We start from the raw sequence: 17,768 nt of genomic DNA on the forward strand, positions 1-17,768 counted from the left end.
TCATCAACCCCGGGCAGGACTTCAGTCTACCGGCTGGCAGACCATGGGCTGGCACAGGCAGTGCTTTGGTCCGGGGCTGCTATCGCAAAAGCCCCCAATAGGGGAGTTTCAGGAACCGGGCTCCGGCAGGCGTCGTTGCGATGCCGACCCCCCTGACAGGAGGCTGCAATGGACCACAGCATTCAGCAGGCACGTTGGCTGCTTTTCCCGGTATTTGGCTTGGTGTTCGGGGTTGCAGCCGTTGGGCTTATTATCGGCTGATGGGACCCGATCGATGAAGGCAACACGCTTGCGCAGCAATGAGTCCCTTCCTGCGCTAGCGAGACCCACCGGTTTCTCCCCTGAGACCGGTGGGCCTTGACATCGCCTTGTGATGGCGGAAGCGTGACAAGTCGGTGCAGCGCACAGAGGATTGGCTCGGAAACAATAGGCATAATGCAGCGCAGACCGTAACGGTTAGAGGATATTTCTAACGTGACATTGGCAAATTTATTGATGACGCCTGTCGTGCGGCGACGAAGGCTTCGCGTCGCCATTTGCCTCGCTGCATCGACCTTGGTTCTCGTCATGAGCCCCTACCGTGTGGGACAAGACCGCCTATCCCTGACGCTCAGCCCGCAGGTCGCCTGGGCACAGAATGGTGGCAACGGGAATTCCGGAAACGCTGGAAATTCTGGAAACGCCGGAAACTCCGGGAATGCTGGAAATTCTGGGAACGCTGGAAATTCTGGGAACGCTGGAAATTCTGGAACCCCCGGGAATTCAAACTCCAACGGCGCGGGCAAGGGCAAATCAAAATCACCGAAAGACAATCCCCCCGAAGATGCGGTCACCGCGGTAAACCCCGGCAACAAGCCAAAACTATATATCAATGCGGCCACTGGAGACCGGATCGAAGTGCACGGGCCAAGTGTGGGTGTGGTGCATTCCAACGGGCTCAGCGAGCGCATCGACGGTCGCCATTATGAAATGCGGGATGCCATGGGCCGCACCATCATTCGGCGGCAGGCAACGAACTCCGATCGGGCAAGACTGCTCGCCATGATCGAGTGATGACCAGTTCACGGGCCGCAAGGCCCCATTTGCTTCAGGCAGAATGGGGAACAGGCGAATGCTGACGCTCGGTGGCGTCGCGCAACGTCATCGCAGCTTCGGTCCGGTTGCTCACGTTGAGCTTGGAAAGAATGCGCGTCATGTGGTGCTTTATGGTTTTCTCGTGCAGGTTCAGCTGAAGACCGATCCGTTTGTTGCTCAATCCCGCGGCAACGAGCGTCAGGATCTCTCTTTCGCGACTGGTGAGTTCGGCCAGCACGTCGGCTTTCGCCGTCGTGGTTGATCGGGTAGACAAGTCGACCAGCACACGCGCCGACAATTGCGGGCAAACATATCTTTCGCCTAGCGCCACCGTGCGCAGTATGGCGGCCAGGGTTCTCGACCCGACACCCTTCAGGACATAGCCTCGTGCCCCGCTCTGCAAGGCGGTCACGACGTCCTGGTTCTCCTCCGAAACCGTCAGCATCACAATTTTCAGATCCGGGTGTCGCTGCAGAGCCGGCTCGATCGCACTCAGGCCCCCTCCAGGCACCGAGATGTCCATCAGGAGAATATCGAGCTGCTGGTCTTCCGATATCCGCAGGGCGTCATCTCTGCTGCTGCCTTGCGCAATAATCTCGAAGCCGCCGATCTGCTCGAGAGTGCGCACGACGCCTTCCCTGAACAGCGGGTGGTCATCGATGACGGCGAGTTTTATGGCTGCTGGCATCACGCCTGTCCCATTTCAACTGTATTGAGAACCATTTTCACCATCGTGCCATTTTGTGAAGATGTTACGGCAAACTGGCCACCGAGGCTTTCTACCCGCTCACGCAACCCGACGAGCCCCAGCCCTTCAGGGTGGACGATCTTCGGGTCAAAACCGGGGCCGGTATCGGAAACCTCGATAAAAACGCGCTCCCCGTCGAAATGTTTCGCGACCGATTGGCCGGCACCTCCGGCGTGGCGGAAACCGTTGTTCAGCGCCTCCTGGATGAAGCGAAAGAGGCAGATCTTGGCCGCTGGCGACAAGGATGTGTGCCCCCCGGTCATGGACAGCATCACTTTGACGCCGGTCCGCTCTTCGTGCGCTCGCACGGCAAGCTCGAGTATTTCGGTCAGCTCGGCATTCTCGACATGCGGCAGCACAAGGCCCTTGCTGACGTTCCTGATTTCTCGCATCGCGTCGTCCAAATTGGCCTTGATGGCCTGCAATTCGCGTGCACGCGCCGCAGCCGGCGTGGCGGGATCGGCAAGCACGGGACTGTCAATGCCCAGTGCAGCGAGGGCAACCAGTTGCGCCGGCCCGTCATGCAGGTCCGCGCCGATCCGCCTGAGGTAACGTTCGTTAAGCGCCGTGGCGCGCTGCGAAGCACGCTGCACCCGCAATCTCAACATCCGGTTTTGAGCAAGCAGATCGGAAAGTTCGGCAATGCGCTGCTTCAATGACCGGCTCTGGGAACGAATCGTGCGGCTGCCGCGAAAGACGATCGCCGAAAGCCCGAGGAAAAAAATTGCGGTGACGGCAGCGACATCGAGCCAGGTTCGGACGAGTGCCTGCCGGAGGTTCGTTTCAAAATCGGTGGCGATCTCATAAAATTCCAAAACAGCCACGACTTCGCCCGACCACGGCTGAAGTACCGGATTATAGATTTCAAGAAGATGCAAGCCGCTGTCCCGCTCAGCCTGGCTATCCAGGTCATCGAGTTTGTCGAATTCAGCGACCATGTCGCCTGCGAATGCGGCCCGGAGATTGTCGCTGGGTGGAAAGCGCTTCCCGACCAAATCTTTGTTGGTCGAATAGAGGATGGTTCCGTCGCGGCGCCAGAGCTTGAAGGATTGGAGCCTTTTGCCGAGCGCGCCTTGCCCCAGCGTTTCATCCAGCGCATGAGCAACGCTCTCCTCCAGCACTTCGCTCCTGCGCATGTCGGGGAGCAGCGGCGCGATAACGCTGTCGACGTAGAGAGCTGTCGCAGAAGCCGAGTTCCGGGTGACCGCGGCTTCTATCTGGCTTGTCACGGAAATTCCCACCACGATCATCGCCGACAGCGAGAATAGTCCGCCCGCGAGCAGAAACTGAGTGGCCAGCGACAGTGCGTTCCATCGATCGATCAGTCCTGTCGCTCTGTATGGCGCCATATCCCCAACGGCCCAGTCGGCGGCGCGTCGCGCCAGCGGCGCGATTCGAGAGAACCGGCCAATCTGTTGTCGAACGACGCTAAGCGACGCCATCTTTGATCTGCAACTGATCAATCCCTAGGGAACTTAGGGCTTTACAGACTGGACGGAAACCACACCCGGCGGTTTTTTCGCATAAGCTCCACTGCCCTCGTTGAGCGAGGCAGCAAAGCCATGAAGCGCCAGTTCCGATGCTTTCGATCTCCCCGGCACAGATGGTGCAACGCCTGATCGCCAATCGCGGCGGAAGGTGCGGCGTATTTTTCACTTCTGGTCGCGCAATGCTCTCACCGCTTGAGTGAGCGTCATCCGATCGTTACCGTTCTTTTTGATCAGCCTACTGACTTGGCTCGGCGAAACGCCATTTTCTCGCGCGAAATGTTCCACCTCGTAGTACTCGTCGACCGACAGGCGCCTGCGGTCGAGGAAGTCTTGGTTGCTTTTCTCGTCGGCCATTTCCTTTCTCCTGGCGAGTTTGACACGGGTGAGAAATGTCGGTCGGAAGCGGGCTGCCGAATGAGGGTGGCGGCCACCCCTCTCCATGAACTCGTCCCGTAAATTTGCGCCGAACGAGTCCGGGCAATCGCGGTTCCGGACCGCTCGACATCCGGCCCCATTGCGCGCAGCAGATCAGACTTAAGTCCAACGGCAGGGCCTCACGGATCGGACCGAAGCCCAGCCAAGGAACGTTTGCAGCGGTCTCATGTTTGAGGGAGTCTAGCGCGAAGAATGATGCCAAGAGAGCTCACATAAGGAGGCAACCATGAAAATGCGTCTTTCCACTGCAGCCGCCGGATTTCTGCTACTGGCAGGTGTAGGCGCCGCGGCCGCTCAGGACGTGATCATCGCGCCTGAGCAGGAGACCGTCATTAGGGAATATGTGGAAAAGCAGCCGCTCGCATCGGTGGAGCTCCCCGGGGTGGAACTCAATATCGGCTCAACGCTACCCGATACGGTCGAGCTTCATGAAGTTCCCGACGTCGAATACCGGTACGTTGTCGTGGACAATCGGACCGTTGTCGTTGATCCAGGCACACGCAAGATCGTCAAAATCATTCAGTGACCTGAACGAGAGGGAGGAGACGCCCGCCGCTTCTAAACGAGCGGCGGGCGACTATGTTATGGGCAGCGTCAAATGAGAACAATCAGCAGACTCTTCGATTCCCGCGACCAGGCAGCGCGTGCCGTTGCCGCGCTTCAGGCGGCAGGAGTTTCTCACGAACAGATCAGCGTCATCGGACCCTACGACGACGAAATCGGCGCTGTCCTGCGCGGTCCGGGCGGTGCCGCCCTTGGCGCGGCAGCTGGTCTGTTAATCGGCCTGTGGACTTTTGGAACCACCGGCATTGATCCTGTCGGAGCGGCGGCTGGCCTGACTCTCGTCGGAGGAGCCTGCGGCGGCTTTGCTGGTGGGCTTCTCCAGACACTCGCCAAAAAACCGGGTGAGCCCAACCTTGTTCAAGGAGTTATTCTGGTGATGGCGCATGTCGACGAAATCCAGGCCGATACGGCGCAGGCGGCGCTCGGAAGTCCCGTTCCCGTAGAGCAACTCGAGGCCACGGCCGGGTGAAATGCGCCGGGTTGGCGCGCTGACGACGAAGCGCGTTCAGATCGGCAGTTCTCGCTGGACCATCAATTCCCCTCTGACGGTTCACGAGACGGCAAGCGTTTGCTCAACCAGATTGACGTAATAGCGCATCACAGTCGGCACGATTTCGTCGTTGAAGACATAGCGATCGCCGTGCAGGCCCTCGCCGGGGCCGACATCGCCGGCGCCGATCCACACGTAGCAGCCGCCGGCCTCGCGGATCATGAAGGCGAAATCCTCGCAGCCCAGGCTCGGGCTGAACTCGGTCGAGACGTTATCCCTCCCGACGGTTGCGGCGGCCGCCTTGACGGCGCGAGCTGTCGCGTGGGCGGTGTTGATGAGCGGCGGATAGCCCTTCTTGTAATCGAGCGTGGCCTTGAGCGAATGGGCCGCGGCAATGCCCCGGGCGATCTCGTCGATCAGCTTCTCGCAGTGATCGGAATGATCGGGTTCGAAAAACCGGCAAGTGCCTTGCAGCCAGACCCTGCCCGGCACGATGTTGCCGACATTGCCGCCATGGATCTGTGTCAGGCTGACGACCAGCGCGCTTTGCGGGTCGACCGAGCGGCTGACGATGCGCTGAACGGCCTGGACGAACGCGCCCGCGGCCAGGATCGGGTCGTCGCCGAGCTGTGGCATGGCGGCATGTGCGCCAAGACCTTCGAAAGTCAGCTCGAAATTGTCGACCGCCGCCATCTGAGGTCCAACGCGAGCCGCGATCGTGCCTAGCCTGACGCCCGGCCAGTTGTGGACGGCATACATCGCCTCGACCGGAAAGCGCTCGAACAGGCCGTCCTCGATCATGCGCATGCTGCCGCCTTCGTTTTCCTCGGCTGGCTGGAAGACGAAATAGACGGTGCCGTCGAAGGCGCGGAATTGGCTGAGCAGTCTGGCGGCGCCGAGCAGCATGGCTGTGTGGCCGTCATGGCCACAGGCGTGCATCACGCCCGCATTTCTGGAGGCATAGGGCAAGCCGGTCTTCTCCAGGACCGGAAGCGCGTCCAACTCGGCGCGAAGACCGATGGCGCGTGCGCCGGTGCCGCCGCGCAGGACGCCGACAACCCCGGTGCCGCCGATCCCCTCATGAACCTCGTCAAAGCCGAAGGCGCGCAGTTTCTCAGCGACGAAGCGTGCCGTTTCGTGCTCGTTGAATCCGAGTTCTGGATTGGAATGGATGTGGCGGCGCCAGGCTACGACCTCTGGCGTCAAGGCGGCGATGGGGTCATTGTGCAGCACGATGCTCTCCTTCTACGCCGGCAAAGGGCGGTTTGGTCCGGGATAGATTAGAAGGTCGCGCAAGAGGCGTCTTGAACCAGATTGACCGCAGCAGGGACAAAAACGTGCACGCGAACGAAACCAGTAAATACTGGCGTCATCCCTGCTTCCCTGACCTTGGCCTGTTCAAGGCGCGCTTCACGAAGCATCGTTACGAGTTGCACACGCATCCGACCTATGTGATCGCGCTGATTACTTCCGGCTGCGAACGCATTCGCATCGGACGCCACAGCGTTGTCGCTCCGGCAGGCACTATTGCCGTCGTCAATCCCGAGGAGTGGCATGACGGGGAACAAGGCGCGGATGAAGGCTGGGCCTACCGGACCTTTTATCCCTCGGTTCCGCTGATGACGGCGGTCGCCCGCGAGTTGGGCTGGGATGGCGCTCCGGTTTTCTCGCACGCGATCATCGAGGACGGCGGTCTCGCAGCAGCGTTGGCGGCGGCGCATGAAGGCTCGACGTCTCAGGACGCGACGCAGGCCGAGGCGTCGCTGCTCGTCGCCTTGAGGCATCTCATCGTTCGGCATGGCGATTGGGACGGGCTGGCAGAGGAGGTCGAAAGCTCGGGATCGCGACAGCGGTTCTCGCTCTACCAGAACCTTGTTGAAAGCGAGCTTGGCTCGCAACTCGACCTGCAGCGGCTTGCCGACGCCGCGCGCGTCACCCGGTTCCAGGTCATCCGGGATTTCAAGAAGCTGATCGGCCTGACGCCCGCAGCCTATATCCGCGACCGGAGACGGCGTCGCGCCAGCACCTTGATCGAACAGGGGCTCGGCCTCGCCGAAGCCGCTATTGCGGCAGGGTTCGCCGACCAGAGCCATCTTTCCCGCACGTTTCGGGTTGCGCATGGCATGACGCCAGGCATGTTCAGGAGAGGCGGCTAAGCCTCCCGAAAGGAGACGCTTGCGCGCGGATATTTGCTGCGCGATGGTGAAGCTGGGCTTGGGAGGAATCATGCGAAAAATCCTGGTATCGACGACGCTGCTGCTCGCGGCCGCGCTATTTGCGAATGCCGCTCAAGCGCTGGACAGCAGCGGGACGCCGGTTGTCGTGTCTCCACTTGCGTCACGCACGCAAACCGCATCCGGCCAGCCGATAACACTGCCGCAGAAAAACGTGCAGGTTCTGGTTTCGTCCTTTGAGATAGCGCCGGGCGCGACCTTGCCGGTCCACAAGCACCCGTTTCCCCGTTATGCCTATGTCCAAGGCGGAACGCTTCAAGTCACCAATGTCGAGACCGGCAAGAGCAACACATACAAGTCAGGCGATTTCATCATCGAAATGATCGGGCAGTGGCATCAGGCCACCAATGTCGGCGCCGATCCGGTGAAGCTGCTGGTTATCGATCAGGTCGAAGAAGGCACCAAAAACACGGTGTTGCGCCAGTAGCTGGCATTTCTGAACACAGCGTCCGTGGCGGACCCCTCAGAGGGCGTCACTGAGGTCAGAAGGTGAACCCCTCCGGCAAATTGTGAGTCCAATACCCTTCCTCGACGAGTTCACTGATGCGCCAGCCCTCGGGCGTGCGCACGACGCGGTCGCGATACCAGAGCCCCTGGAAGAAGACCTGCCTTTTGCCGTCGCCGAGGTCGACCACCATTGGGCATGAACAATGCACGCGCGCGCTGGCCTCGTCCCCTCGGACTTCAAGAAGAATTGTCGAAATGGCATGCTGCGAGATCAATATCTTCGACAGGGCGCCTTTCATGAAAGCAACATGCTCATCCACGCCGCTCCTGATTCCGCCTGTCACAGTGTCGTCAAGCACGGCATCGGGTGTGAATACGTTCCGATAGGCTTCCCAGTCGCGATCGTCCACGGCGTAGCAATAACGAACAAGCAGCTGTTCGATCTCAAGCCGATCCGAAATCTCCTGCGGTGAAAGGGTCATGTCTTGCCTCCGCAGTTCGCGGCACTGATACCGCATGCGCCAAGCCTACCCCGACATGTCGATCAATATTCCCATTGATGACGCTCCGAGCAACCTCGAATCGGCTGCTCAATTCGCCGCCGCGTTCACCCGATCCGCCGCGGCGGCCAGAACGGCGCGGTTCCCCTCTTCGTACAAGCGGCGGATGGAGATGGCGCTGACGCGCCAGCCTTCTGGTGTCCGCACCAGTCGGTGGAGATAGCTGGCGCCGACCGTCCAGAACCGGGTGTCGATCCAGTGGGTCGCGCGAACATGGCTGCGCGCAACGGCATCGTTGCCCGCGCCTTCGACAACGATGTTGGTGATGAGGTGCTGGGTAGCGTCGAAGCCCGGCAGCAGGTCTTGCCACTGGGCAATCAGCGCGTCGCGGTCGCTGGTCGCGACCTCGCCACCGAAAAGGCTCGTATAGTCGGTCGTGACGCGGGCCGCGAAATACGATTTGACCTGGTTCCATTCGCGCAAATCGGCATATAGGCCGATCCCCGCCACTGCCTCGGCAATGGCGATCCTGTCTTTGACCGTCAGCGCAGCTGCGGACCGCGTAGTGCTCAAGGCCGGCGCACGGGTGGCGGCAAGCGTCGCGACGAAGACTGCCGAGGCCAAGACGTGCCGGCGGCTGACGGGGCTCATTGTCCCGCCTTCCCTGCACTGCCCAGCGTGGTGCGGAAGTGCGCGTCGACAGCGTCGCTCGCCGCCTTCACCGGCGCGGCGCGGTCGTAGAAGTCGAACTGGGTAACGTCGTCGAGCCACAGCTCCCGCTTGGGCTCGGAGTTGGTCAGCCGCGTGTAAAATTTGTGCGCGCCCTGCGGGATAGCAGCCGCCTCGCTATGCACCATCAGAAAGGGCTGGTGCAGGCGCGGAGCAGCCTGGATCGCATCGAATGTCAGCCACCCTCGCCAGAAGGCCGGATCGGTCTCGTTGCGCCAGGCCGGGATCATGCCGCGATCGGGCTCGGTGTAATAAGGCACCTTGAACATGATCGCGCGATCGTCGGTCAGGCTGGCGGCGGGCAGGAAGGCCTGTTTGCCGGTGCTGCGATACGCGGCCTCGGCCGCATCGCCCGCGGCTTCAAGCTTGGCGACGCCGTCTTTGCCGCCATAGGTCTGTTCGGCCACATCGGCGTCGTGCAGCCAGGGTGCGACGAGAGCGACCGACTTGATCGCCGTATTTTTAGCGGCGGCAGTGACCATGTAGCCGGAGCTGGCGCAAATGCCGAGCCCGCCGATGCGGTCCTTGTCGGTCTCGGGCCGGGCCGCGAGATAGGCGACCGCCGCCTCGATATCGGCGATCTTGGCGCTGGGATCCTCGTATTGGCGACGTGCGCCGCCGCTTTCGCCCCAACCGCGAAAATCGAAGGTCAAGGCGACGAAGCCGCGGTCGGCCATCTCGCGGGCGTAGCGGGCCGACATCTGTTCCTTCACCGTCATCCAGGCGCCGGTCACGACCAGTGCGGGCCGAGCTTCCATCGCGTCTAGATCCTCGGGCAGATAGAGGTCGCCGACGATCTGCTCGCCATGCGAGGCGAAAGTGACGCGCTCGACGCACTGTGCGGCGAAGGCAGTGGAGGCGAGCGCGACGGCGGTTGCCGCGGCTAGTGTCAGGGTTTTCAGCATCGCAAGTCTCCTTTGGTTTGGAGCGAGAAGCGCGGCAAGTTGAGGAAAGCCACCGTCTCAGCGATCATCCGTCAGTCGGCCAGGCAGTGGCTTCAGCGGGTAGTGCGCCCAGTAGAAGGCGTCCGACTGGTACATGTCGGTCAAAAAATTCTGTGCTTCAGTGATCTTGCCATCCTTGATCCGGAACATCAGCGTGTAGAGCTGGTCGACCTCGGGACCTGAGCCGACGTTCGACCAGCCGCGATGGATGTCGACGACGAGATCGCCTTGCGCCTGGAAGAAGATCGGCTCGGCCTTGAACTTGCCGTCGGCCAGGCCACGGAAGAAGGCGACCACTTCCTCCGGCCCGCGCTTGTCGCCGGCGAGCGGATGATGGCCGGGAATGCGCCACACGATGTCGGGCGCGAGGAAGGGCCGGACCGCCTCCGGATTCCCGGTCGCGTAAGCAGCGTAATAGTCCTTGATGAGCTGGATGTTGCGGTCTTCCTGCGGACCGCTGTTCGCGGGGGCGGTAGACACCGCCAGGAGAGCGCCGGCGGCAAGCGAAGCAAGCCTGGTCATCGGTCCTGTTTCCTTGCTGTTTCGTCGGACCCAACATGACGCTTTTTGTTCACCGGAAAAACCCGTATAGTTCGACAAGGCTATTTGGAATTTCCTCACAATGCGCCTCGACCAGTTCAGCGGGATTGTCGCCTTCGTGAAGGTCGCGCAGGTCAAGAGCTTCACCCGCGCCGCCGCCGAACTCGGCGTCGCTCCGGCCTCGTTGGGCGAGGCCGTCAAGGGGCTCGAGGAGCGTCTGGGGGTGCGGCTCCTCAACCGCACGACCCGCAGCGTCGGTTTGACCGAAGCCGGCGCCCACTACCTCGACCACGTGCGCCCAGCGGCCGAGGAGATCTGGGCAGCTGGCGCGGCGCTGCGCGAGACCCGCGATCGCCCCGCCGGCACGCTGCGCCTGAGCCTGCCGTGGATCGCCGCGCCGCTGCTTATCGAGCCGCTGATGGGGCCGTTCATGGACGCTTACCCGGAAGTGCGGCTTAGCGTGATCTTCGACGACAATTTCGTCGATATCGCCGCTCAGGGCTTCGATGCCGGTCTGCGGATCGGCGAGCTTCTCGAGAAGGATATGATCGGCGCGCGTCTGGGCGGGCCGCTGCAGACGGTCGTGTTGGGGAGCCCGGACTATCTGGCGAGGAACGGCACGCCGACGCGGCTGGCCGACCTCGCCGCCCACCGCTGCATCGCCTTCGCCTTCACCCGCACCCGCGCAATCTCGCCCTGGGAGTTCGTCGTCGATGAACGCCATATCGAGTTCACGCCGGACGCACGCCTGATCGTGAACACACTTCCGCTCTGCATTACCGCCGCCGCGCAAGGGCTTGGCCTTGCCTTCGCCGTCGAAGGCCTCGCTGCGCCACTTCTCGCCTCAGGCGCGCTGGTCAAGGTGCTGGAGCCTTTCTGTCCCAGCTACGAACCGCTCCACCTCTATTATCCCAGCCGCCGCCTCGTCCCGCCCAAGCTGCGGGCCTTCATCGACTTCGTGCGCGCGAACGCGCACAATTTGCGGATCTGACGCGCCGCCGCGAAACCAGCCACGGCGCAGATCGGCGAGCCGCTCCGGCTCACCCCCAGGCGCCGACCATCTGTCTGGTGGCGGCGTTGAGGCGATTGAAGGCGTTGATCAGGGCAATCTGGACGACCAGGGCGGCAAGCGCCTTCTCGTCATAGTGCCGGGCGGCCTCGTCCCAGATCGCGTCCGGCACCGGGTCCGGCTGGTCGCAGAGCCGGGTTGTTGCCTCGGCAAGCGCAAGAGCCGCGCGTTCGGCGTCTGTGAAGTACGGCGTCTCCCGCCAGGCGGATACGGTGAAGACGCGTTCGTCCTTTTCGCCGGCCTTCTTCAATTCGCGCGCATGCATGTCGATACAGACGCTGCATCCATTGATCTGGCTGGCGCGCAAATGGACGAGCTTGCGTGTCACATAGGGCAGGTCAGCCGTTTCCGTCGACTTGTCCAGCGCGAGCAGCGCCTGCAGCGCGCCGGGAATGAGAAGCACAGGGTTTTTCAGTCTTGCTTGCATGGTGGTCTCCTTCAAACGTGTTTTGTGCGAGTGCGTTCTGCCGAGCCGGATGTCGCGCCGTCTATGCAAAACAATAACTGATTGGTTATGAATTTACACATAACTCAAGAGTTATGAATGTCAAGTGAGGAATTGGCGGCAATGCAAACGGCAACGACCTGTCGCGCGTTGAGCCAATAGTTCCGGCTTTCACGGCAAGGAGCCCGATGCTAGGGCTGCACGTCTTGAATCAGCAACGGATTCCCCCGTGACCGACACCGAACGCCCTCGCCTGCCGCTGATCGAAATCTGCGTCGAAGGCATAGATGGCCTGCTCGCCGCCCAGGCCGCCGGCGCCGACCGGGTCGAGCTGTGCGCCAGCCTCGTCGAGGGCGGCATCACGCCGAGTTTTGGCACCGTGCGCGCCGCGCTTGAGCTGGCGACGATCCCATTCCACGTCATCGTGCGGCCCCGCGGCGGCGATTTTCTCTACAGCGATGCCGAATACAGCTCGATGCTCGCCGATGTGCGCGCGCTGCGCGAACTTGGCGTGGCCGGTGTCGTCGTCGGCTGCCTGAGCGCCGACGGCACCATCGACGAAAAGCGCATGAGCGAATTGGCACAGGCGGCAGGGTCCTTGAACGTGACCTGCCACCGTGCCTTCGACATGACGCGCGATCCGGCAGAAGCGCTGGAAGCGCTGATCCGCAGCAAGGTCGGCCGCGTGCTGACCAGCGGCCAGCGCGACACCGCATTGGAAGGCATAGCCCTGCTGGCGGACCTCGTCCGGCAGGCGGGGAAGCGCATCATCATTCTCGGCTGCGGCGGGCTTGACCCGAGGAATATCGCCGAGGTGCGGGAAAAAACCGGAATGACGGAAATGCACTTCGCCGCACTCAAGGACGTGCCGAGCGCCATGCGCTACCGCAATCCCCAGGTTGGCATGGGCGGCACCGACCTCGACCGCGAGTACCGCAACACGGTGACCGACGCGGCGCTGGTGGCGGCGACGATTGCGGCGGCGAGAGCATGATCCCGGAAGGAAGAAAACACGTGACGCGAGCACGCTTGCCGATCGAAAAAGTCTCGCCGCAGGACGAGCCCGCCGTCCTCGCCCTCAACAACGAGCACGCGGCCGAGTTGTCGTGGCTTGAGCCAGAGCGCCTGTCCTTCCTGCTCGCCGAGGCGTTTTATGCGCGTCGCATCGGTGCGCTCGAAGCCTTCATCATGACCTTCGACCAGCAGGCCCGCTACGACAGCCCGAACTTCCTGTGGTTTCGCGAGCGCTATCCGCGCTTCGTCTATGTCGACCGTGTCGTCGTCGCGGGAGAAGCGCGTGGCCGCGGCCATGCCCGCAGGCTCTATAAGGACCTGTTCGACCATGCCCTGCGTGCCGGCCAGACCATCGTCACTTGCGAGGTGAATGCTGAGCCGCCCAACCCGGCTTCGGATGCCTTTCACGCAGCGCTCGGCTTTGTGGAGGTCGGCGACGCGGTGATCCACGGCGGCAAGAAGGCGGTGCGCTACTATTCCAGGCAGATCACCGGCTGAGGCGACAGTTCTACCAGTTGCGGTTCAGCCAAGCGCGAGCCGGCTTTTCGACGATGTAATAACTGCACAGGGCGCAAGCGAACGCCCCGGCCAGCATCAGCAGCGGCGCACTGCCTTGCGAATAGACGAATTTGTAGAACGGCTGCTGCCACAGATAGAGCGAATACGACCACAGCCCCAGCGTCGCCATCGGCCAGCAGGACAAAAATCCGGTCAGGTAACGAGCGCTGAAGTCGAGCGAATTGACGGCAAGCGCCAACAGCGGCACCGCGATCAGATAGTGGATTGGCGTCGGCACCATGTCCATGAACAGAAGAACCGCCCCGACGGACGCCGCAACCGCGACATGCGGCCCCTTGAACAAGGCCGGCAGCCTGTCGTCGGCCTTGAGCAGGCATATCACCGCCGACAGCAGGATCGAGGCGATGTGCACGTCGGTTCGCCAATAGGTGGATTCGTAGTCCATGCCGAAGACCCAGTACGAAATCGCGCCGTTCGCCATGGCCAGCACCGACAGCGCACTGAGCAGCACTACGACGCGGGCACGCCCCGAAACAACAAAGCTGATCAGCGCCAGGATGACATAGGCATGTTCTTCGACGCACAGCGACCAGATATGGTCGAGCGCGCCGGCGCGGCTGACGAGAATTCCGGCATAATTGTAGGTGAATGTCAGCGCCGTCAGCGCCGCCTTCCATTTGAAGGCGACAAAGGTGCCGGACAAGGCAACCATCGAAGCGACGACGAAAACCAGCAGCGCCGGATAAATGCGGGAGAACCGGCGCTTGAAGAACGCCTTGAGCGGATAGCGTTCGATAAAGAGAATCTCGGCCATCAGCCGGCCGCTGAGCACGAAAAAGAACTCGACGCCCATGACACCGAGGTTGATTCCGGGAACGGGAAAGAAGTGGCCGATCAGCACCAGTGCGATCGACAGGCCGCGCCATCCGTCGAGATAGGCCAGCCTTGTTCGTGACGATGTGTCGGCGGCGGACCGAGACACGACAAGCTGCGTCGCGGAGATATCCGTCATGCCGGTCCCTTCGCATTTGAATGATGCGAAAGGGCTGCAGACTATGACTGTGCGCTCCGAGCCCCGGCTCGCATTTCCTCCAGGCATATTGCAGTGCAATAGAATGTTGTGCAAGTGCGAGATGGCAACACTCTGGCATGTCCGGCCATCTGACCCGAGAGCGACGAAAAAGGGGCCGCGAAGGCCCCTTTCCCAAAGCTGGCAATCCCAGGGCCGGCAATCGATATCTTCAGCCGTTGGCGGCAGCCACGGCGCGCTTGGCCATCACCGCGATCAGATTGGCCCGATAATCGGCCGAGGCGTGGATGTCGCTCATCAAATTCTTCGCCGAAATCTTCATGCCGTCGAGGGCGGCGGCCGTGAAACTCTTGGTCAGCGCCGCCTCGATTTCCTTCGAACGGAAGACGCCGTCGTCGCCGGCCCCGGTGACGGCGACCCTGACGCCGTCCTTGCCCTTGGCCACGAAAACCCCGACTATCGCATAGCGCGAGGCCGGATTGCGGAACTTTTCATAGGCCGCCTTGGCCGGCGCGGTGAAGGTCACGGCAGTGATGATCTCGCCGTCTTTCAGCACCGTCTCGAACAGGCCCGTGAAGAACTTGCCGGCCGCGATCTCGCGCTTATTGGTGACGATGGTGGCGTCGAGCGCCAGAAGTGCTGCCGGATAGTCGGCCGCCGGATCGTTGTTGGCGATCGAGCCGCCGATCGTGCCCTTGTAGCGCACCGCCGGGTCGCCGATCCGGGACGCCATATGGGCGAGCGCCGGACACGCCCTCTTCAGCTTTTCGTCGCTGGCGACATCGTGATGCGTGGTGGCCGCGCCGATGGTGACGGTCTTGCCCGACACCTTGACGCCTTGCAGGTCCTTGATCCGCGACAGGTCGACCAAGTCGGAAGGCGCGGCAAGCCGTGTCTTCATCGCGGGGATCAACGTCATGCCGCCCGACAAAAGCTTTGCATCGCCGCTCTTGAGCAGCTTGGCGGCATCGGCGACGGAGGCGGCGCGGTGATAGTTGACTGAGTACATTTGTCTTTCTCCCTTCGGGGAAAGAGCGAATAGAAAGTAGCGAGTAGGGATTTTTACCCCGACGCATCGCTCTATCTTTCCTATTCGCTACTCCCTATTCGCTATTCGTTTGTCAGTGTTTCGTCGCCCGGATCGCTGCCCAGACCGTGGACGGCGATGCCGGCATGGCGATATCGGTGATGCCGATCGCGTCGGTGATGGCGTTGATCACCGCCGGCGGTGAGCCGATGGCGCCGGCCTCGCCGCAGCCCTTGATGCCGAGCGGATTGCCCGGGCACGGCGTGTTCGAGGTCGAGACCTTGAACGACGGCAAATCGTCGGCGCGCGGCATGGCGTAGTCCATATAGCTCGCCGTCAAAAGCTGCCCGCTGGCGTCGTAGCGGGTGCCTTCCAGCAAGGCCTGGCCGATGCCTTGGGCGACGCCGCCATGCACCTGGCCTTCGACGATCATCGGGTTGATGATGTTGCCGAAATCGTCGGCGGCGACGAACTGGACGATCTCGGTCACGCCGGTTTCCGGATCGATCTCCACCTCGCAGACATAGCAGCCAGCCGGGAAGGTGAAGTTCGACGGATCGTAGAACGACGTCTCCTTCAGCCCCGGCTCCATGCCGCCGGGCAGGTTGTGGGCCGTGTAGGCGGCAAGCGCCATCTGGAACCACGGCACGCTCTTATCGGTGCCTGTGACCTTCAACGCGCCGTTTTCGATGACGATGTCGCCCTCGTCGGCCTCAAGCAGATGCGCGGCGATCTTCTTGGCCTTGGCCTCGACCTTGTCGAGCGCCTTGGCGACGGCCGACATGCCGACGGCGCCCGAGCGCGAACCATAGGTGCCCATGCCCATCTGCACTTTGTCGGTATCGCCATGGACTATCGAGACGCTGTCTATCGGCACGCCGAAGCGCTGGTTGACCAGTTGCGCGAAGGTCGTCTCGTGGCCCTGGCCGTGGCTGTGCGAGCCGGTCAGCACCTCGATCGTGCCGGCGGCATTGACGCGCACCTCGGCACTTTCCCAGAGGCCGACACCCGCTCCAAGACTGCCGACCGCCGCCGACGGCGCCAGGCCGCAGGCCTCGATATAGTTGCTCAAGCCGATGCCACGCAGCTTGCCTCTCTTGGCGGCGGCGGCCTTGCGCGCGGCAAAGCCGGCATAGTCGGATGCCGCCATCGCAGCGTCGAGCGAAGCTGCATAATCACCGGCGTCATAGTTCATGATGACCGGCGTCTGGTGCGGGAACGAGGTGATGAAGTTCTTTCGGCGAAGCTCCGCCGGCGACACGCCCAGCTCGCGAGCGGCGGTCTCCATGGTGCGTTCGAGCAGATAGGTGGCCTCCGGCCGCCCTGCCCCGCGATAGGCGTCGACCGGCGCGGTGTTGGTGTAGACGGCGCGCACATTGGCGTGGATCGCCGGAATATCGTACTGGCCCGACAACAGCGTCGCGTAGAGATAGGTCGGCACACAGGACGAGAACAGCGACATGTAGGCACCGAGATTGGCGATGGTGTCGACCTTCAGTCCGGTGATCCTGTTGTCCTTGTCGAAGGCCATTTCCACTGTCGAGACATGGTCACGGCCATGGGCGTCGGTGAGAAAACTCTCGGTGCGGTCGGCCACCCATTTGACCGGCACGCCGGTCTTCTTCGAGGCCCACAGGCAGATGATTTCTTCCGGATAGATGTAGATCTTCGAGCCGAAGCCGCCGCCGACATCCGGCGCGATGACGCGCAGCTTGTTTTCCGGCGCGACATTGTAGAAGGCGCTCATCACCAGGCGCGCGAGATGCGGGTTCTGCGAGGTCGTCCAGCACGTGTAGTGGTCCTCGGCCTTGTTGTAATAGCCTAGTGCCGCACGCGGCTCCATGGCGTTGGGCACCAGCCGGTTGTTGACGATCTTCATGCGGGTGACGTGGGCAGCGGCCTTGATCGCCGCGTTGGTCGCCGTGCTGTCGCCGAGCTCCCAGTCGAAAATCAGGTTGCCGTCGGCTTCCGGATGGATCTGTGGTGCGCTCCTTTCGAGCGCCTTCGGAGCATCGACGACTGCTTTCAATTCCTTATAGGTGATATCGACCGCTTCGGCCGCGTCGCGCGCCTGGCCCTTGGTTTCGGCGACCACGACCACCACCGCGTCGCCGACGTAGCGGACCCTGTCGAAGGCCAGCGGCGACCACGCCCCCATCTTCATCGGCGAGCCGTCCTTGGAATGGATCATCCAGCCGCAGATGAGATTGCCGATGCCGTCGGCCTTGAGTTCCTTGCCGGTCAGCACACCGATGACGCCCGGCATGGCTTTCGCCTTTTTGACATCGATCTTCTTGATCTGCGCATGCGCATGCGGGCTGCGCACGAAGGCCGCATGCTTCATGCCGGGAACCACCATGTCGTCGACATAGCGGCCGGCGCCGGTAATGAACCGCTTGTCTTCCTTGCGCGCTACACGAGCGCCAACACCTTCAATGCCCATCGCAGAAATTCCTCCCGAATTGCTGA

At 62.1% G+C, this 17,768-nt stretch carries 20 protein-coding genes; 8 read left to right on the forward strand and 12 right to left on the reverse strand.

Annotated features, from left to right (window positions below; genetic code table 11):
• Positions 1 to 474 precede the first annotated feature (474 nt).
• Positions 475 to 1,053: a hypothetical protein gene (locus RPG13_RS22900; RefSeq protein ID WP_128285880.1), complete on the forward strand. Its 579-nt coding sequence runs from the start codon at positions 475 to 477 to the stop codon at positions 1,051 to 1,053.
• A gap of 34 nt (positions 1,054 to 1,087) precedes the next feature.
• Here the strand turns inward: RPG13_RS22900 and RPG13_RS22905 are convergent, their stop codons facing one another.
• From RPG13_RS22905 to RPG13_RS22915, 3 genes are all read right to left on the reverse strand, one after another.
• Complete coding sequence (locus RPG13_RS22905) at positions 1,088 to 1,762, reverse strand: LuxR C-terminal-related transcriptional regulator (RefSeq protein ID WP_095485519.1); 675 nt, start codon at positions 1,760 to 1,762, stop codon at positions 1,088 to 1,090.
• Positions 1,762 to 3,171 (reverse strand): sensor histidine kinase, encoded by a 1,410-nt coding sequence (locus RPG13_RS22910; RefSeq protein WP_095485599.1) that lies wholly within the window; start codon positions 3,169 to 3,171, stop codon positions 1,762 to 1,764. Before RPG13_RS22910 ends, RPG13_RS22905 begins: the two co-directional genes overlap by 1 nt.
• Positions 3,172 to 3,474: 303 nt before the next feature.
• Positions 3,475 to 3,666 carry a DUF3606 domain-containing protein gene (locus RPG13_RS22915; protein ID WP_095485520.1) on the reverse strand — a complete coding sequence of 64 codons (192 nt, stop codon included), beginning with the start codon at positions 3,664 to 3,666 and terminating at the stop codon, positions 3,475 to 3,477.
• Positions 3,667 to 3,973: 307 nt separating this feature from the next.
• Between RPG13_RS22915 and RPG13_RS22920 the strand changes: the two genes are divergently transcribed.
• Together RPG13_RS22920 and RPG13_RS22925 are read left to right on the forward strand one after the other, a co-directional pair.
• Positions 3,974 to 4,273 (forward strand): DUF1236 domain-containing protein, encoded by a 300-nt coding sequence (locus tag RPG13_RS22920; RefSeq protein ID WP_337126059.1) that lies wholly within the window; start codon positions 3,974 to 3,976, stop codon positions 4,271 to 4,273.
• Between the two features lie 72 nt (positions 4,274 to 4,345).
• Positions 4,346 to 4,780, forward strand: a complete 435-nt coding sequence (locus tag RPG13_RS22925; protein ID WP_126106200.1) for a hypothetical protein — start codon at positions 4,346 to 4,348, stop codon at positions 4,778 to 4,780.
• 81 nt (positions 4,781 to 4,861) lie between these two features.
• On the opposite strand, the gene RPG13_RS22930 is transcribed toward RPG13_RS22925, so the two are convergent.
• The gene (locus RPG13_RS22930; protein ID WP_126106199.1) at positions 4,862 to 6,034 is read right to left on the reverse strand and encodes an amidohydrolase; all 1,173 of its coding nucleotides are present in this window, start codon (positions 6,032 to 6,034) and stop codon (positions 4,862 to 4,864) included.
• A 104-nt stretch (positions 6,035 to 6,138) separates the two neighbouring features.
• Here RPG13_RS22930 and RPG13_RS22935 point away from each other — a divergent pair, with 104 nt between their 5' ends.
• Together RPG13_RS22935 and RPG13_RS22940 are read left to right on the forward strand one after the other, a co-directional pair.
• Positions 6,139 to 6,957 carry an AraC family transcriptional regulator gene (locus RPG13_RS22935; RefSeq protein WP_095485600.1) on the forward strand — a complete coding sequence of 273 codons (819 nt, stop codon included), beginning with the start codon at positions 6,139 to 6,141 and terminating at the stop codon, positions 6,955 to 6,957.
• A gap of 70 nt (positions 6,958 to 7,027) precedes the next feature.
• A complete protein-coding gene (locus tag RPG13_RS22940) occupies positions 7,028 to 7,462 on the forward strand; it encodes a cupin domain-containing protein (protein WP_126106197.1) in 435 nt (144 codons plus the stop codon).
• Positions 7,463 to 7,517: 55 nt separating this feature from the next.
• Here RPG13_RS22940 and RPG13_RS22945 read toward each other — a convergent pair whose 3' ends face one another.
• The 4 genes from RPG13_RS22945 to RPG13_RS22960 all read right to left on the reverse strand — a co-directional run bounded on the left by RPG13_RS22945 (position 7,518) and on the right by RPG13_RS22960 (position 10,177).
• On the reverse strand, positions 7,518 to 7,964 hold the full coding sequence (locus tag RPG13_RS22945; RefSeq protein ID WP_337126060.1) for a nuclear transport factor 2 family protein: 447 nt from the start codon (positions 7,962 to 7,964) through the stop codon (positions 7,518 to 7,520).
• 108 nt (positions 7,965 to 8,072) lie between these two features.
• Positions 8,073 to 8,633 (reverse strand): nuclear transport factor 2 family protein, encoded by a 561-nt coding sequence (locus tag RPG13_RS22950; RefSeq protein WP_337126061.1) that lies wholly within the window; start codon positions 8,631 to 8,633, stop codon positions 8,073 to 8,075.
• A complete protein-coding gene (locus RPG13_RS22955; protein WP_337126062.1) occupies positions 8,630 to 9,616 on the reverse strand; it encodes an alpha/beta hydrolase in 987 nt (328 codons plus the stop codon). The genes RPG13_RS22950 and RPG13_RS22955 overlap by 4 nt, the downstream gene beginning before the upstream one ends.
• A 57-nt stretch (positions 9,617 to 9,673) precedes the next feature.
• A complete protein-coding gene (locus RPG13_RS22960) occupies positions 9,674 to 10,177 on the reverse strand; it encodes a nuclear transport factor 2 family protein (RefSeq protein ID WP_292672742.1) in 504 nt (167 codons plus the stop codon).
• Between the two features lie 100 nt (positions 10,178 to 10,277).
• Here RPG13_RS22960 and RPG13_RS22965 point away from each other — a divergent pair, with 100 nt between their 5' ends.
• A complete protein-coding gene (locus tag RPG13_RS22965) occupies positions 10,278 to 11,186 on the forward strand; it encodes a LysR family transcriptional regulator (protein ID WP_337126063.1) in 909 nt (302 codons plus the stop codon).
• Positions 11,187 to 11,235: 49 nt separating this feature from the next.
• Here RPG13_RS22965 and RPG13_RS22970 read toward each other — a convergent pair whose 3' ends face one another.
• Positions 11,236 to 11,691 carry a carboxymuconolactone decarboxylase family protein gene (locus RPG13_RS22970; RefSeq protein WP_337126064.1) on the reverse strand — a complete coding sequence of 152 codons (456 nt, stop codon included), beginning with the start codon at positions 11,689 to 11,691 and terminating at the stop codon, positions 11,236 to 11,238.
• Between the two features lie 247 nt (positions 11,692 to 11,938).
• On the opposite strand from RPG13_RS22970, the gene RPG13_RS22975 reads away from it, so the two are divergent.
• Positions 11,939 to 12,703: a copper homeostasis protein CutC gene (locus RPG13_RS22975; RefSeq protein ID WP_337126065.1), complete on the forward strand. Its 765-nt coding sequence runs from the start codon at positions 11,939 to 11,941 to the stop codon at positions 12,701 to 12,703.
• 20 nt (positions 12,704 to 12,723) lie between these two features.
• Positions 12,724 to 13,221, forward strand: a complete 498-nt coding sequence (locus tag RPG13_RS22980; RefSeq protein ID WP_337126066.1) for a GNAT family N-acetyltransferase — start codon at positions 12,724 to 12,726, stop codon at positions 13,219 to 13,221.
• 10 nt (positions 13,222 to 13,231) lie between these two features.
• Here the strand turns inward: RPG13_RS22980 and RPG13_RS22985 are convergent, their stop codons facing one another.
• The 3 genes from RPG13_RS22985 to RPG13_RS22995 all read right to left on the reverse strand — a co-directional run bounded on the left by RPG13_RS22985 (position 13,232) and on the right by RPG13_RS22995 (position 17,742).
• Positions 13,232 to 14,254, reverse strand: coding sequence for an acyltransferase family protein (locus RPG13_RS22985; RefSeq protein WP_337126067.1), 1,023 nt, complete (start codon positions 14,252 to 14,254; stop codon positions 13,232 to 13,234).
• 229 nt (positions 14,255 to 14,483) lie between these two features.
• A complete protein-coding gene (locus RPG13_RS22990) occupies positions 14,484 to 15,281 on the reverse strand; it encodes an FAD binding domain-containing protein (protein WP_337126068.1) in 798 nt (265 codons plus the stop codon).
• Positions 15,282 to 15,393: 112 nt separating this feature from the next.
• Entirely contained in the window at positions 15,394 to 17,742 is a 2,349-nt protein-coding gene (locus RPG13_RS22995; protein ID WP_337126069.1) for a xanthine dehydrogenase family protein molybdopterin-binding subunit, read from the reverse strand.
• Positions 17,743 to 17,768: the final 26 nt, after the last annotated feature.

It is taken from the genome of Mesorhizobium sp. ISC15, from assembly GCF_037162615.1.
Classification (GTDB): domain Bacteria; phylum Pseudomonadota; class Alphaproteobacteria; order Rhizobiales; family Rhizobiaceae; genus Mesorhizobium; species Mesorhizobium mediterraneum.